Annotated in this window: 19 protein-coding genes and 1 tRNA gene; all 20 read right to left on the minus strand. The window is 32.5% G+C overall.

The window, feature by feature from the left end; translation table 11 throughout:
- On the minus strand, positions 1-468 hold a 468-nt coding region (locus tag C4R78_RS06920; protein WP_146057675.1), incomplete at its 3' end, for a GTP-binding protein.
- A gap of 84 nt (positions 469-552) precedes the next feature.
- Positions 553-628, minus strand: a tRNA-Thr gene (locus C4R78_RS06925).
- Positions 629-700: 72 nt separating this feature from the next.
- Positions 701-1345 carry an RNA polymerase sporulation sigma factor SigH gene (sigH, locus tag C4R78_RS06930; protein ID WP_103896353.1) on the minus strand — a complete coding sequence of 215 codons (645 nt, stop codon included), beginning with the start codon at positions 1343-1345 and terminating at the stop codon, positions 701-703.
- Between the two features lie 73 nt (positions 1346-1418).
- The gene (locus C4R78_RS06935; RefSeq protein ID WP_242971210.1) at positions 1419-1937 is read right to left on the minus strand and encodes an NYN domain-containing protein; all 519 of its coding nucleotides are present in this window, start codon (positions 1935-1937) and stop codon (positions 1419-1421) included.
- Positions 1930-2748 carry a 23S rRNA (guanosine(2251)-2'-O)-methyltransferase RlmB gene (gene rlmB, locus C4R78_RS06940; protein ID WP_173689752.1) on the minus strand — a complete coding sequence of 273 codons (819 nt, stop codon included), beginning with the start codon at positions 2746-2748 and terminating at the stop codon, positions 1930-1932. Before rlmB ends, C4R78_RS06935 begins: the two co-directional genes overlap by 8 nt.
- Positions 2705-3187, minus strand: a complete 483-nt coding sequence (locus C4R78_RS06945) for a methylated-DNA--[protein]-cysteine S-methyltransferase (protein WP_207654280.1) — start codon at positions 3185-3187, stop codon at positions 2705-2707. The genes rlmB and C4R78_RS06945 overlap by 44 nt, the downstream gene beginning before the upstream one ends.
- Positions 3184-3957 (minus strand): FAD-dependent thymidylate synthase, encoded by a 774-nt coding sequence (gene thyX / locus C4R78_RS06950; protein WP_103896355.1) that lies wholly within the window; start codon positions 3955-3957, stop codon positions 3184-3186. The genes C4R78_RS06945 and thyX overlap by 4 nt, the downstream gene beginning before the upstream one ends.
- 5 nt (positions 3958-3962) lie before the next feature.
- Positions 3963-4391 carry a Mini-ribonuclease 3 gene (locus C4R78_RS06955; RefSeq protein ID WP_103896356.1) on the minus strand — a complete coding sequence of 143 codons (429 nt, stop codon included), beginning with the start codon at positions 4389-4391 and terminating at the stop codon, positions 3963-3965.
- A gap of 123 nt (positions 4392-4514) precedes the next feature.
- Positions 4515-4835, minus strand: coding sequence for a putative heavy metal-binding protein (locus C4R78_RS06960; protein ID WP_103896357.1), 321 nt, complete (start codon positions 4833-4835; stop codon positions 4515-4517).
- An 11-nt stretch (positions 4836-4846) separates the two neighbouring features.
- Complete coding sequence (locus C4R78_RS06965) at positions 4847-5524, minus strand: HesA/MoeB/ThiF family protein (RefSeq protein WP_103896358.1); 678 nt, start codon at positions 5522-5524, stop codon at positions 4847-4849.
- A gap of 5 nt (positions 5525-5529) precedes the next feature.
- A complete protein-coding gene (locus C4R78_RS06970) occupies positions 5530-5751 on the minus strand; it encodes a MoaD/ThiS family protein (RefSeq protein ID WP_103896359.1) in 222 nt (73 codons plus the stop codon).
- 99 nt (positions 5752-5850) lie between these two features.
- Positions 5851-7653 carry an aldehyde ferredoxin oxidoreductase family protein gene (locus tag C4R78_RS06975; RefSeq protein ID WP_103896360.1) on the minus strand — a complete coding sequence of 601 codons (1803 nt, stop codon included), beginning with the start codon at positions 7651-7653 and terminating at the stop codon, positions 5851-5853.
- A 140-nt stretch (positions 7654-7793) separates the two neighbouring features.
- A complete protein-coding gene (locus C4R78_RS06980; RefSeq protein WP_103896361.1) occupies positions 7794-8228 on the minus strand; it encodes an MOSC domain-containing protein in 435 nt (144 codons plus the stop codon).
- A 2-nt stretch (positions 8229-8230) separates the two neighbouring features.
- Positions 8231-8707, minus strand: a complete 477-nt coding sequence (gene moaC / locus C4R78_RS06985; RefSeq protein ID WP_103896362.1) for a cyclic pyranopterin monophosphate synthase MoaC — start codon at positions 8705-8707, stop codon at positions 8231-8233.
- Between the two features lie 3 nt (positions 8708-8710).
- Positions 8711-9664, minus strand: a complete 954-nt coding sequence (moaA, locus tag C4R78_RS06990; protein ID WP_103896363.1) for a GTP 3',8-cyclase MoaA — start codon at positions 9662-9664, stop codon at positions 8711-8713.
- A gap of 10 nt (positions 9665-9674) precedes the next feature.
- Complete coding sequence (locus tag C4R78_RS06995; RefSeq protein WP_103896364.1) at positions 9675-11579, minus strand: molybdopterin biosynthesis protein; 1905 nt, start codon at positions 11577-11579, stop codon at positions 9675-9677.
- A 9-nt stretch (positions 11580-11588) separates the two neighbouring features.
- Positions 11589-12812, minus strand: a complete 1224-nt coding sequence (locus tag C4R78_RS07000) for a molybdopterin molybdotransferase MoeA (RefSeq protein ID WP_103896365.1) — start codon at positions 12810-12812, stop codon at positions 11589-11591.
- A gap of 1 nt (position 12813) precedes the next feature.
- Positions 12814-13311, minus strand: a complete 498-nt coding sequence (locus tag C4R78_RS07005) for a MogA/MoaB family molybdenum cofactor biosynthesis protein (protein WP_103896366.1) — start codon at positions 13309-13311, stop codon at positions 12814-12816.
- On the minus strand, positions 13304-14011 hold the full coding sequence (locus tag C4R78_RS07010) for an ATP-binding cassette domain-containing protein (protein WP_103896367.1): 708 nt from the start codon (positions 14009-14011) through the stop codon (positions 13304-13306). Before C4R78_RS07010 ends, C4R78_RS07005 begins: the two co-directional genes overlap by 8 nt.
- Positions 13995-14645 (minus strand): ABC transporter permease, encoded by a 651-nt coding sequence (locus C4R78_RS07015; protein WP_103896368.1) that lies wholly within the window; start codon positions 14643-14645, stop codon positions 13995-13997. Before C4R78_RS07015 ends, C4R78_RS07010 begins: the two co-directional genes overlap by 17 nt.

A 14645-nucleotide genomic window follows, 5' to 3' on the forward strand; every position in this document is an offset into this window, starting at 1 on the left:
GTCTCTTATTTCCATTTCTACAAGATCTATAAGCTCTGGATCGTCTACCATGTCTGCCTTGTTTAAGAATACTACAATGTATGGAACTCCTACCTGTCTTGCAAGTAGTATGTGCTCTCTTGTTTGTGGCATTGGACCATCTGCTGCACTAACTACTAGTATAGCTCCGTCCATTTGTGCTGCCCCTGTTATCATGTTCTTTACGTAGTCTGCGTGTCCTGGACAGTCTACGTGTGCATAGTGTCTTGCTTCTGTTTCATACTCTACGTGTGCTGTGTTGATTGTTATTCCTCTTTCCTTTTCTTCTGGTGCCTTATCTATTTCGTCGTATCTTGTTGCTTGTGCTCTTCCATACTTTGATAATACAAATGTTATCGCTGCTGTTAATGTTGTCTTACCATGGTCTACGTGTCCTATCGTTCCTATGTTTACGTGTGGCTTGGTTCTCTCAAAATGCGCCTTTGCCATTTTTTCAATCCTCCTTTTCCTTTGTTGTAGCTTAATTAACGGCTATTCACCGTTGAAAACTTATCCTGGTGTATCACAATACCCTGGAGCCCATGATCGGGATCGAACCGACGACCTCCACCTTACCAAGGTGACGCTCTGCCAACTGAGCTACATGGGCAAAGAAGGGTATGTAAATACTACCGATTATTTATTTTACACTGAATAAAAAAATATGTCAACAATTAAATTATTACTCATCCTTTTCCTTAAGGAGTTTTTCTAATTTTCTTTTTACCCTTTGAAGAGCATTATCTATTGATTTTGCATGCCTGTCCAAATCACAGGCAATTTCTTGATAAGACTTTCCGCTTAAGTAACTTTTTAAAACCTCAATTTCAAGATCACTTAGAATTTCCTTCATCTTCTTTTCTATTTTTTTTCTTTCTTCTTTGCTAATTATAACTTCCTCAGGATCTGAAATATGTAAAGTTGAGACTATATCTATTAAGGTCCTTTCCGACTCCTCTTCAAACATAGGCTTGTTTAAAGAAATATAACAATTTAAAGGAACATGCTTTTGCCTTGTGGCAGCTTTTATTGCTGTTATTATCTGCCTTGTAATACAAAGCTCTGCAAAAGCTCTAAAGGAAGATAATTTATCATTTTTAAAATCCCTAATTGCTTTAAAAAGCCCTATCATACCTTCTTGAAATATATCTTCTTTGTCAGCACCTACAAGGAAATATGATTTTGTTTTGGATTTCACATAATTGATATATTTGTTTATAAGATACTCCTCAGCAAACTTATTCCCTTCCTGAGCTAGGGCTACTATTTCTTCATCCATCATGTTATCAAAATCGTAGTTATAAGATGCCCCCCTTAACGTTTGCAATATTATCCCCCCAGCGCTTTTTCTTCTGCGTTAACTAAATTATATTCTACAAAATAAGTAAAGTCAATGAATTTCAAAGATTTCGACGCATCTTTTCAAGTTTTTCCAAAATATCTCTAGAAATAAAATCCTCTAATGTTGTTTTTTGTTGGCTGTATGATGTTTTTGCCTTTTCCCTTATACCTTTTTTTATACTTTCAATTTCAAGCAAAAATTCCCTAGGGGTTATTCTAATTCCTCCCATTTGAAGAGCTATCCTTTGTTCAAGGTAATCTGAAGTCACAACAGCAACCGTTCCCATTTTTATAAGGTTTGGAACAGTTCTTTCTATAAAGCAATCGGCTGTTTCACCTTCTTTTGTGTATATAACATTTATTTTTCCAACCCTCTCATGTTTTTCAACGCTACCTGAAACAAGGTGGGCATCAAAAACAACATAAATGCTGCAATCTTTAAAAACAGCATATTCCTGCAGCATTTCCACAAGTTTATCCCTAGCATCTTCAAGGCTTTCCTCTTTAAGTTTTTTTAAAAAATCCCATTGGTTTATAACATTATATCCGTCAACTAATATATTTACTATCCTACTCACCTTTTATGCCCCTTTGTTTTTTAACTTCATACATTATAATTCCTGCTGCAACAGAAGCATTTAATGAATTTATTTGCCCATACATAGGAATCTTAATTATAAAATCACAATTTTCCTTAACAAGCTTTGAAACTCCTTTTCCTTCACTTCCAATAACCAAAGCTAAAGGCCCTCTTAAGTCTTTACTATAACAAATTTCTCCATCCATATCTAGAGCAGCAACCCATACTCCCTTTTCTTTAAGCTCTCTTATGGTTTGATTTATATTAGTTACCTTTGCTACTCTTGTGTATTCAATTGCTCCTGCTGAAGCCTTGGCAACCGTTGCAGTAACTAACGCACTTCTTCGCTTTGGAATTATAACTCCATGGGCACCAAATATATTTGCTGATCTTATTATAGACCCTAAATTATGTGGGTCCTCAATTTCGTCTAAAATTATTATAAAAGGATCTTCGCCCTTTTTGTTTGCCTCTTCAAGTATGTCCTCAACTTCAAAATATCTGTATTCACTCACTATGGCAATAACGCCTTGATGAGCTCGTGTAATTGACATATCGTCAAGTCTTCTTCTATCAACTTCATTTACAACAATTCCTCTTTCTTTGGCCATTGAAATTATCATTTTTATGGACCCTTCAACATCGCCTTTAGAAACATACAGTTTTTCTATAGTTCTTCCTGATTTTAAAGCTTCAATTACAGGATTTCTACCTTCTATTATATTTTCCCTTTCATCCTGAACTTTTCTTTCATTTTTTTTCAATTCAATCACCTCTATTAGTATTATTTTCAAAAAATCTTTTTTCATGATCAATAAGCCACTTTTTCCTCCAAAGCCCTCCTGCATACCCGGTTAAACTTTTGTCAGAACCTACAACCCTATGGCAAGGAACTATAATGGCAATTTTATTTTTACTGTTTGCTAATCCAACAGCCCTTACAGCCTTTTCATTACCTATTCGTCTTGCTTGTTCTTTATAAGTTATTGTTTCTCCAAAGGGAATTTTTAAAAGTTCCTTCCAAGCCTTAAGTTGAAAATCCGTTCCCTTTAAATTTATATCCACCGTAAAATTTTTTCTCTTTCCTTTAAAATATTCATCAAGTTCAATAATACACTTTTTTAAAACTTCACAAATGTTTTCATCATCTTCTTTTTTCTCAATAAAATCCAGTGAAACTATAGCTTCATTCTCTGCCTTTATCTCAATCAAACCAATAGGAGATTCATAATAAGCTTTATATATCATAATAATCCCTCGTTTAAGTATTTTTCTCTAACTTGGTTTATTTTTCCACAGCTCATCTTCCCTTCAGGGCATTTTCCAGTTAAGCATGGTGGTCCTGCAAATTTAAAAATAGTAGGAGCTATCTTCTTGACAAGCTTTAGCATCTCATCGGCAAGATTATGTATTTCCCACTGTGCCCTATTACAGCATCTGTGTTTAAAGAAGTTTAGAAGGCTTCTTGCATTCATTGTAACTACAATCTTAGTTTCACAAGCATTTGGAAAAACATATCTTGCATCCTCTATTGCCATTTTTTCTGCAAGTTTTCTAGCTTCCTTTTCTTCCTTACCCTCTAAAATTAGTCTTTCAAAATTTTTCTTTGTAAGTATTTCAACAAGCATATTATAGTTTCTTTGATCTTCTTCCATAGCCTTTATAAAAATTTCTCTTGCCTTTTCATCCTCTTCAATAGAGGGTGGAATTATATAATCAAACTGATCAAGTTTTACATATCTTTGACTTTGTTGAGAATAACTTGCAATTCTGTGTCTTACAAGCTGATGAGTAAGGGAGCGGGATACCCCTTCTATTGCAAAAGTAAAGCTTATATGTTCAATGGGAGATTCATGCCCTAAATCTAAAAGCATGTTTAAAAATCTTTCAACGTTTTCTTTATCTAAATTCTTTTGAATTTCACTAATTCCAACCCTACTATAGCAAAGCTTTGCTGCAGAAGCTACTAATTTTTCCGGATCTGGTGTGTAGGATATAAGTTCTACTTTTAGCTTCATATAAATCACCTCATAACTAAATCAATATTTTCAAATATTATTTTAAAAAGCTCATCTATTCTTTCTACTCTTTTATTTAAATACAGATATCCAAACAAAGCCTCAAGAGCTGTAGCTCTTCTATAATCTAAAACATTTGCATTTTTAGGAACACTATAACTTTTAGCATTTCTTCCTCTTCTTACAATTTCAACTTCTTCTTCTGTAAGATAAGGAAGTATAACCTCTAAAAATTTTGACTGATTGCTAGCTTTAACAAACTTTACCGATTCAACATGAATATTGTGAGGCGTTCTAATTCCTTCTGAAACAAGATAAGTTCTTATGTACATCTCATACACCACATCTCCAACATAAGCCCAAATTAAAGGATTTAAAAGTTTTACATTTTTCTCTTGTCTATCTATAAGTTCTTGTAAAAATCTAAAGTCCATCCTCCCAACCTTCCTAAATAAAATTTTAACCTTATTATATCACTCAAATAAAAAAGCAAACAACCTATTCTGTGAAAACTTTTTTAAATTTTAAATTAAATAGCCTAAAGCAAAAGCTTTAAGCTACTCTACAACAACTGCTGTTCCTGATGCCGTTACCATAAGCATACTACCATTTTGCCCTAAAACTTCATAATCTATATCTATTCCAACCACGGCATTTGCCCCTAAAGAAGCTGCCCTTTCTTTTAGTTCTTCTAAGGCTTTATATCTTGCATACATAAGTTCTTCTTCATAAGTTTTAGATCTTCCTCCAAATAAATCTGAAAGATTTGCCATAAAATCCTTTATAAAATTTACTCCACTTATAACCTCTCCAAATACAATTCCTTTGTATTCTATAATCTTTTTTCCTTCAATATTAGGAGTTGTTGTTAAAATCATAATATACCTCCTTAAAGCTTTATTTTATGATATTCTTGAGAATAGGTATCAATATAAAGTACTTCTTTTCTTAAAACCTCTCCCCTATTTAACAAAACCTTAAGAACTTCACTAACTTGAATTGATGCAACTAAAGCAGGAGTAAAAGAAGGATTTCCAAGTTCTTTCTCAATTCCTTTTTTAACTTTTTGTTTATATAAAACATCAAGTGCTCTATCTCCTGGAAAAATGGTTGTAACCTGCCCAAACCACCCTCCAATAGCTCCATGAACAAGAGGAATATTCAACTTTTCACAAATATCTTGCAAAACAAACCTTGTTTCTATATTATCAAGGGCATCTACTGCCAAATCATGCCCTTTTAAGATCCTTTCTCCATTTTCTATGTCAAATTTTTCAACAACAGGATTTATAAAAACATCCGGATTTACAAGTTTCATCCTTTCTTTTGCTTCCATAGCTTTATATTTTCCAATAACATTAACATTAGATAAAATCTGCCTATTTAGATTGGTTTCCTCAAAAACATCCATATCAACAGCAGTTATATACCCTATTCCAAGCCTTCCTAGCATTTCTATAACATATCCCCCTAAACCTCCACAACCAACAACGCAAACCTTAAAATTTCTTAACCTTTCATTCTCCTCCCTTGAAAGCATATTCATGTTTCTGTCATATCTTCCCATAAACCTTAACCTCCTCCAACAGGTGGAAAAATAGATACCACATCTCCATCCTTTAATTTATCATTAATTTTTCCATCAATTCCATTTATTAAATATATTGCTACATCATCTTCTTTAATGTCAAGCATATCAATAATATATTTTCCTGTTATACCATCAAAATAATCAAAAACAACCTCCTTTTGTCTTCCTTCTCTTAAGGTGGCAAACAATTTGACTTTTATCAAGCTATCCCTCCTATTCTTATTACCTTCAAAAGGACAATCTAAGCATGAAGTATATTAATACTAATCACCCTAAAGGAAAGTCCTTTAGGGTGATTAAATTTATTCTATATTAAGTTTTATTAAAGTTTCTTTCTTAGGATAACCCTTTTCATCCCATCCTCTAACTTCATAATATTTAGGTAAAAGATCACTTAATTTATGAACATGTCCCTTTGAAGGGCCTTCAGGAATAGGTTCTTGTAAGAGCCTCTTTGGAAGTTTATCTTCCTTAGGATCTATTCCTGCTTTTAAGTTAAAAATTCTTTCTAAATTCCAAATTCTCTCACCTGCTTCAAGAATAGTCTCTTGATTAAAATCAAAACCGCAGACAGCATTATAAAGTTCTATATAATCCTTGGCTGAAAGCGCAAAGGAGGTAAAAAGACAAAGTCCTAAAGAATCTATTACAGCAGTCAAGTCTTGGAATATCTTTACCCATTCTGCCTTCCCTTCCAGTGAAAATCTATCTAATTTTTGTGGAGCTCCTAATATTTCAGGAGAAATCATATAGCCCCTTACATGACAACCTCCTCTGTTTGAAGTTGCATATTCAAGGCCATGTCCTTGAACCCCTCTTGGATCATAAGCTGGAAGTTCCTGCTTTTTCACTGTCATTGATAATTCGACTGCACCGTATTTTTGACACAATCTATAAGATCCCTCTGCCATATTATCTCCAAAGCCCTCTCTTAGTCCTATTTTCTTTGTCCATCCAATAATAGCATCACTATCTCCAAATCTTAATGATAAGCCATCCTCTTTTATATCTTCATCTTTAATATATCCCTTTTCATAAAGCTCCATAGCAGCTGCAATAGTAGCTCCCGTCGATATAGTATCAAGTCCATATTCATTACATAAATAGTTTGCTTTAGCAACGGCGTCTATATCATAAACATTGCAATCTGCTCCAAAAGCCCAAAGAGTTTCATATTCAGGTCCTCCAACTTCTCTTCCATCCTTTAATCTTACCCATCTTCCACAAGCAATAGGACATCTATAGCAAGGATTTTTTCTTACTAAAATGTCCTTCGCCATAGTTTCTCCACTTATTTTATCTGCATATTCTGTATAAGACTTTTGGAAGTTAGCAACAGGGAAAATGCCGTTTTCATTTATGATATTAACAAGAACTGCTGTCCCATAAGTTGGAAGTCCTTGACCTGTAATACCATTTTCACGAAGCATCTTTATCTTGTTTGAAACGACATCTTTCACCCTTTCTTCATCATAAAACTGAACTTTATTTGAACCTTTAACTACTATTGCTTTTACATTCTTAGATCCAATAACCGCTCCAATCCCTGAGCGTCCTGCCGCTCTATCATAATCATTTATAACAGCTGCTATTTTAACTAACCTTTCTCCAGCAGGTCCTATACAAAGAACCTTAGCTTTTTCCCCATGGATATTTTTTAAAAAATCCGTTGTTTCAGAAACTAATTTTCCCCATAAATTACCTGCATCTTTTATTTCAACTTTATCATCATCTATTAATATATAAACAGGTCTATCAGATTTTCCTTCAAGAATAATCATATCATAACCAGCCAACTTTAACTCTGCTCCAAAATATCCACCAGAATTAGAAGATGCTATTGTCCCCGTTAAAGGTGATTTTGTAACCACCATATATCTTCCGCTAGCTGGAGCTGAAGTTCCTGTTAAAGGTCCTGTTGCTATTATAACTTTATTTTCTTTACTAAATGGTTCAACCTTTGGATCAACTTCATCATAAAAAATTTTTGTAGCTAACCCCCTTCCTCCTATATATTTTTTAGCAAGCTCTAAATTCAAATCTTCAACTCTAAACCTTCTGTTAGTCAAATCAACTCTTAAAATTTTACCTGCATAGCCAAACACCATAACCCCCCCTTTTTATATACAACATATTGCAAACCGCAATATGTTATAATATTTATTATAATACAAAATATAATCATTTAATAGTTAACTTTTTGAAAATTCTAAATTTATAAAATAAATGGGATACATATGTATCCCTATAAAATTTCTATCTCATCTCCTGGTCTTGCAATTCCTCCCTTTATAACTTTAGCAAAAATTCCTTCTCTTGGCATTATACAATCTCCTGTAATCTTCTTTATTTCACAGGCATCGTGGCATTTTTTCCCTATTTGTGATATTTCAAGGACAACCTCTTTCCCAATCTTAAGCTTTGTTCCAACAGGTAGGGTATGAAGTTCAATTCCTTCTGTTGTTATGTTTTCAGCAAATTTTCCTGCAACTAAATCCCAAATACCCATCTTTTTCATTTTATCTATACTCTCCTGAGCAAGAAGACTTACTTGCCTGTGCCAATTTCCTGCATGGGCATCCCCTTCAAGTCCATAGTTTTCTTTAAAATACCCCACTTCAACAGGTTTTTTTATTGTTCCTTTTTTCTCACTTATGTTTATAGAAACAACCTTTGCCATATTTAAACCTCCCTTTCATATAAACCTGATTTTCCACCGCTTTTTCTAATAAGCATTATGTCTGATATTACCATATCCTTATCTATTGCCTTACACATATCATAAATAGTTAAAGCAGCAAGAGATACAGCAGTTAATGCCTCCATTTCAACTCCTGTTTGACCTATCGTTTTTACAGTAGCCTTAATATCAATTTTAGAATTCTCAAAATCTAAATTAAAGCTTATATCACATCCTGTTGTCATTATTGGATGACACATGGGAATTAAATCAGATGTTTTTTTTGCAGCCATTATTCCAGCAACCTGAGCAACTGCTAAAACATCTCCTTTTTTTATAGTTCCTTCATGAATCCTTTTTAAAGTTTCCAATTTCATGTATATGCTTCCTATTGCAACTGCTTCTCTTTTTGTAGGTTCCTTTTCGCTTATATCCACCATCCTTGCCCTTCCCTCTTGGTTTATATGAGTAAAATCCATCTCCTACCCCCCTATTTGAAACATCATCTTTTGACTTTGGCTAATTTCTTTTTCTAAATTATGCTCTAAAGGCTTATTAAAAATAGCATCCTTAAGAAAAAATCTTAGTTTAACTTCATCCTTTAAGAAATTTTTTAAATCTATTTCTTCCTTTGAATGAAGACAAGGCTTTATTGTGCCTAAAGCTGTAAGCCTTATTTTATTACAATTTTTACAAAACTTACATGTTAAAGGAGATATAAAACCTATAGAACCTTTTGCATTTTTCCTCTTAAAGACCCTTGCTGTGCTATTAGGTCCTACTTTGCATTCAGTTAATCCTCCTATGCTTTTTATAAGTTCATCAGAGGATATATATCCATCTTTAAACTTCTCCGCCTCTCCTATCGGCATAATCTCAATAAACCTAACATGAAGAGGATATTCATCAGCAAGCTTTACAAAGTCAAATATTTCATCATCATTAATACCTTTTATAACTACTGTGTTTATCTTTACAGGTTCAAAACCTATTCTTAAACTCTTTTCTATAGCCTTAAATACATTATCTATATTCCCAATTCGTGTTATTTTCTTAAACTTGTCCTTTTTCAATGTATCAAGACTTATGTTAACCCTTTTTAAACCTGCTTTTTTTAAAGTATCCGCCATTTCATAAAGCATTATTCCATTGGTAGTCATTGCTATGTCATCTATTTCTTTTATTTTTGATGTTTCATATATTATACTTTCTATTCCTTTCCTTACTAGAGGTTCTCCCCCTGTAAACCTTACCTTTCTAATTCCAAACTCAGCCGATATTTTTATTATCCTAATAATATCTTCATTTCTTAATATTTCATCATGTTCTCTTTTTAATATTCCTTCTTCAGGCATACAATATATGCATCTTAAATTACACCTATCCGTCACAGAAACCCTTAAATAATTTATGTTTCTACCATATTTATCCTTCATATTCATTCCCCTATTCGATAATTATTTTGCCTAGATCTTTGTAATCATATCCTCCTAATTTATCCAATTCCATTTTAAACTCTTTGGAAGTTATAACATCTATAAATTGCTTTATACCTTCAAGCTCAAGGTATTCTAAAGGAATAGCTATATCATACTCCTCCATTGCAACTGGAATAAAATCAAGCCCCATTATCATAGCTGCTGAATAAACTCCAAGCCCACAATCTGCATTGTTTTTAGCAACCTGAGCCGCAACAGATATATGAGTATAATCTTCTCTATCATAACCTATTATTTCCCTTGGATTTATACCTAATTTCTTAAGCTCATAATCTAATAGTATCCTTGTTCCTGATCCTTTTTGTCTGTTTACAAATCTTGCCCCTTTTTTAACTATATCCTCAAGGGAATTTATATTTAAAGGATTTCCCTTTTTAACCATAAGCCCCTGAATTCTCTTTACAAATTTTATCAATGCAATTTTTCTATTAGGAATATATCTTTTAATATATGGCCTGTTATATTCTCCGCTTTGTAAATCAAGAAGATGAAGAGTAGCAAAATGAGTTTCTCTATCCTTTAAAGCCAAAATCCCTCCCATGCTTCCAACATGGGCTGAAGATAATGTAAATTTTCCTTTTTTAGATAAAAGATCTGAAGCAATATCAAGAATTACATCATGGCTTCCTATACAAAGAATAGTATTTTTTATTTCATCTTCGCTTTTTAATATGTTTATATTAACTTTACTCCCCTTCTCATATCCTTCCAATTCTTCAGGAACTTCTAAAACACCATCTGCCTTTACAAGACTCATCGTAGCTCCTGCTCCTCTTTCAATTGGAGCTGCAATATATTTATCTTCTATAAAACCAAGTTTAACCCTGACAAACTCAAGGTATTTACTTGATGAAGTTACCCTTTTTGAAAGATAAGCTTGTATATATCTTTTATCCTTTACATCATACCCTTGAAGATATGCAACAACTTTCTTAACTATATTTTCCATTACAAAAAAGGCCGACACTGGAAATCCAGGAATACAAATTATAGGCTTTTGATTAACTTTTCCTAATATAACTGGTTTTCCAGGTTTTATAGCAACTCCATGGATATATACCTCTCCTAAAGTTTCTATAACTTTTCTTGAATAATCTTCTCTTCCTGCCGAAGAACCAGCATTTAAAAGTATTAAATCAAATTCCTTTGAAGCTTTGTCTACAACCTCTACTAATTTTTCAAAATCGTCCTTTACAATATCAAACCTTGTAGCATCTCCTCCATACTCATCTATTAAAGATACAAATACCCTTGAATTAAATTCTATTATATCACCAACCTTAAGCTCTGTTCCTGGTTCTACTATTTCCGTTCCTGTTGGAATTACTGCAACTTTAGGTTTTTTATAAACTTCAACTTCAAAAACTCCTCCTGCAATTAAAGCTCCTATATCAACAGGTCTTATTTTATGACTTTGAGGAAGTATAAGCTGACCTTCTACTATATCTTCTCCCATTTGTCTTATGTTTTGCCATGGAATTGCAGGTTTTATTATTTCAACCTCATCTTCAGAAACCTTTATCAAATCCTCAACCATTATCACAGCATCACATTCATCAGGAATAGGATCCCCTGTATCTACAGTCGTATAGTCAACTCCTTCTTTTAATCTTACAGGATTTTTTTCGCTTGCCGTAAATGTTTTTTTAGAATCAACCGCTATACCATCCACAGCAGAACTGTTATAAAATGGTGAAGATATTTTTGCAAAAATAGGTTTTGCCGTTATTCTACCTTTCGCCTCATAAGTTTTTATAACTTCAATTGGCATTTTTAAATCCTTTATCTTTTCAAAGTATATTTCAATAGCTTTATCTAAGCTTATATTAGAAAGATAAATATTCCTATCCATAACTACCTCCTAAAACTTATAAACTTTAACAGTTTGTCCTTCATAAACTCCTTCAAGTTCTTTTTCTATGTATATATAACCAAAGGATTTTGAAAAGCATGAAATAAGTCCTGATTTATAATAAGTAGGATATGCAAAAAGCTTCCCTTGTTCTTCTTTTATCCTAACAGGTAAAAACTCTGCTCTTCCTTGAGCCTTATGATAATTTACAGCCATTATGCATTCTATAGGATATTCTTCTCTTTCAAAACTCCTTATCTTATTAAAGTAAAAAGAAACAAAATTTTTAAATATAACCGCACAAGCTAAAGGATGACCTGGTAAACCAAAAACAAACTTTTCTCCTATCTTTCCTATAATAGTTGGTTTTCCAGGCTTTATTGAAATTCCATGAATAAATATATTTGAATCTTTAAAGGAATTTATAACTTTTATAGTTTCATCTTTATTGCCAACTGAACTTCCTCCCGACATTATAACAACATCACATTCATCAATGGCCTCTTTAAGCTTATTTTTTAACTTTTCATAATCATCGCTGACAATACCATATAATACAGGCTCCACACCTTCCTCAAGACACAATGAATATAAAAGGTAACTGTTTATATCCCTTACCTTCCCTAAAGTGATTTTTTCTTTAGGATCCACTATTTCATCTCCTGTTGAAATTATCCCTACCTTAATTTTCTTACAAACATCAACTTCTAAAATCCCAAGGCTTGATAATACCCCTATTTCATAAGGTCTTAATTTAGTTCCTTTTTTAATTATAAGCTCCCCTTTTTTTACATCTTCTCCAATTTCAACAATATTCTGAAGAGGAGCTACAGGTTTATTTATAAGGATAGTTCCATCATCTAGCTTTTCTGTATATTCTATCATGACAACAGCATCTGCTCCTTTTGGGAGCATTCCTCCTGTTGGAACGTACATACATTCTCCTTGAATTATATCCTTTGAAGGAACTTGACCAATTTTTACTTCTCCAACAAGATTTAAAATTGCTGGTAAACTTTCGCTTGCTCCAAAAGCATCCTGTGAAAAAATTGCATATCCATCAACGGTTGACCTTACAAAATCAGGAACATTTTCATTAGCATATATATCTTCTGCTATTATCCTTCCTAATGCATTTAAAATATTAACTTTTTCAACAGCTGCTTTAAAAGTTATATTTTTTTCAATTATATCTTTAGCCTCATTTATGGAAACAAGCTTAAAAAACTCCATATTAATCATCCTTTCTTGCACATTCTGAAGCCTCGCCTTTTAATATTTCAATACCATGTTTTAAAGCTGGTAAAACAACGCTTAAACTTTCACAAGCCCCCTTTGGGCTTCCAGGAAGATTTATAATAAGGGTTTTATTCCTAATTCCTGCAACTGCTCTAGATAACATAGCCTTTGGAGTAATTTCTAAAGATTTAGCCCTCATTGCTTCAGGAATTCCTGGAACCAATTTTTCAACAACAGCTAAAGTAGCCTCAGGTGTAACATCCCTTTTAGAAAAACCTGTTCCTCCATTAGTAAGAACAAGGTCAACTTTTAACTCATCACAAAATCTTACAAGTTCTCGTTTAATATCTTCAATTTCATCGGGAACTATTTTTACCTCTTGAACTTCATATAAAGAAGAATCTAAAATATCCTTTATTGCTAAAGAAGTCGTATCTTCCCTCTCCCCTTTATATCCTTTATCACTTACAGTTAAAATTGCAACTTTAATCATTTTTATCACTCCTTCTTAAAATTTTTTTAACCAAATCATTTTTAGGATTGCTAAAAAACTCATCCTTTAAGCTATACTCTATTACTTTTCCCTTATCCATAAAAATAACTAAATCAGCAAGTCTTTGTGCTTGAAAAAGATCATGGGTAACAATTACAATTGTAGTTTTATTTTTTTTATTTATATCTTTTATAAGCTTTTCTGTCATCAAAGTGCTTTCAATGTCCATATTTGCTGTTGGCTCATCTAAAAGAAGCAAAGGCCTTTCCAAAACAGCAACTCTTAAAAGAGCAACCTTTGCAGTTTCTCCACCTGAAAGCTTTTTGGCATTTTTATGTAAAAAATCTAGATTATAATATTCCTTATATTTTTCTATTCTCTTGTTTATACTTTTTTCATCTAATCCCTCATATTTCAGTCCTAAAACTATATTATCTAACGCTGACATATTTAAAATATAGGGTCTTTGCTGCATTATAGCTATTTTATTTTTTACCCTTTCAAAGTCCTCAATTCCATCATAATAAATCTTTCCTTCATCCTTATTTTTTATATTTGCAATACATTCAAGAAGAGTTGTTTTTCCACTTCCATTTAATCCTAAGATAGCAGTTACTTTCCCTGATTCTATATTCAATTTTTCTATATTTAAAACCGTTTTTTCATACCTTTTTAAAAGCCCTTCAATATAGATATTCATTTGGTTCTCTTCCTTTCAAGTTATAAAGTATTGCATTGACTATAAATGAAATACAAAGAAGTATTACCCCTACTAACACAGCCCCTTTAAAATTCCCTTTGCTAGTTTCTAAAGCAATAAACGTTGTCATAACTCTGGTATATCCCTTTATATTGCCTCCAACCATCATAACAGCTCCAACCTCAGATATTGCCCTTGAAAAGCCTGAAGTTACTGCAGTCATTATTTCGTTTTTACATTCTTTTAATATTAAAGTTAAAAAATCTTTATATCTTCCACCAAGCATATAACACGTCTTTTGAATCCTTAATGCATTTTTATCAATCTGTTTAACCATCAAAGTAAAAATTATAGGAAAAACTAAAAGGGTTTGGGCTAAAATCATTGCAAAGGGCGTAAATAAAAGATTATATTTTCCTAAAGGTCCATTTTTTGAGAGAAGCAAAAAAACTAAAAGACCCATAAGAACAGGAGGCATTGCTGTAAAACTATCAAATAACTTAATAAATAAATCTTTTAATTTAAACTGCTTTGTTAAAAAAAACATCCCAAAAACTAGTGCAAAAAAGGAAGCTATAAATGTTGCTGTAAGTGAAACATAAAGGGAAGTTATAACTATTTTTAAAATTTCCAT

This window comes from Caloramator fervidus, from assembly GCF_900108045.1.
Lineage (GTDB): Bacteria > Bacillota > Clostridia > Clostridiales > Caloramatoraceae > Caloramator > Caloramator fervidus.

Bases quoted from the DNA above. Each gene is read 5' to 3' on its own strand.
- rlmB (WP_173689752.1), bottom strand. From the start codon at position 2,748: ATGAAAAAAGATTTTTTGAAAATAATACTAATAGAGGTGATTGAATTG.
- C4R78_RS06945 (WP_207654280.1), bottom strand. From the start codon at position 3,187: ATGATATATAAAGCTTATTATGAATCTCCTATTGGTTTGATTGAGATA.
- thyX (WP_103896355.1), bottom strand. From the start codon at position 3,957: ATGAAGCTAAAAGTAGAACTTATATCCTACACACCAGATCCGGAAAAA.
- C4R78_RS06955 (WP_103896356.1), bottom strand. From the start codon at position 4,391: ATGGACTTTAGATTTTTACAAGAACTTATAGATAGACAAGAGAAAAAT.
- C4R78_RS06960 (WP_103896357.1), bottom strand. From the start codon at position 4,835: ATGATTTTAACAACAACTCCTAATATTGAAGGAAAAAAGATTATAGAA.
- C4R78_RS06965 (WP_103896358.1), bottom strand. From the start codon at position 5,524: ATGGGAAGATATGACAGAAACATGAATATGCTTTCAAGGGAGGAGAAT.
- C4R78_RS06980 (WP_103896361.1), bottom strand. From the start codon at position 8,228: ATGGCAAAGGTTGTTTCTATAAACATAAGTGAGAAAAAAGGAACAATA.
- moaC (WP_103896362.1), bottom strand. From the start codon at position 8,707: ATGGATTTTACTCATATAAACCAAGAGGGAAGGGCAAGGATGGTGGAT.
- moaA (WP_103896363.1), bottom strand. From the start codon at position 9,664: ATGAAGGATAAATATGGTAGAAACATAAATTATTTAAGGGTTTCTGTG.
- C4R78_RS06995 (WP_103896364.1), bottom strand. From the start codon at position 11,579: ATGGATAGGAATATTTATCTTTCTAATATAAGCTTAGATAAAGCTATT.
- C4R78_RS07000 (WP_103896365.1), bottom strand. From the start codon at position 12,812: ATGGAGTTTTTTAAGCTTGTTTCCATAAATGAGGCTAAAGATATAATT.
- C4R78_RS07005 (WP_103896366.1), bottom strand. From the start codon at position 13,311: ATGATTAAAGTTGCAATTTTAACTGTAAGTGATAAAGGATATAAAGGG.
- C4R78_RS07010 (WP_103896367.1), bottom strand. From the start codon at position 14,011: ATGAATATCTATATTGAAGGGCTTTTAAAAAGGTATGAAAAAACGGTT.
- C4R78_RS07015 (WP_103896368.1), bottom strand. From the start codon at position 14,645: ATGGAAATTTTAAAAATAGTTATAACTTCCCTTTATGTTTCACTTACA.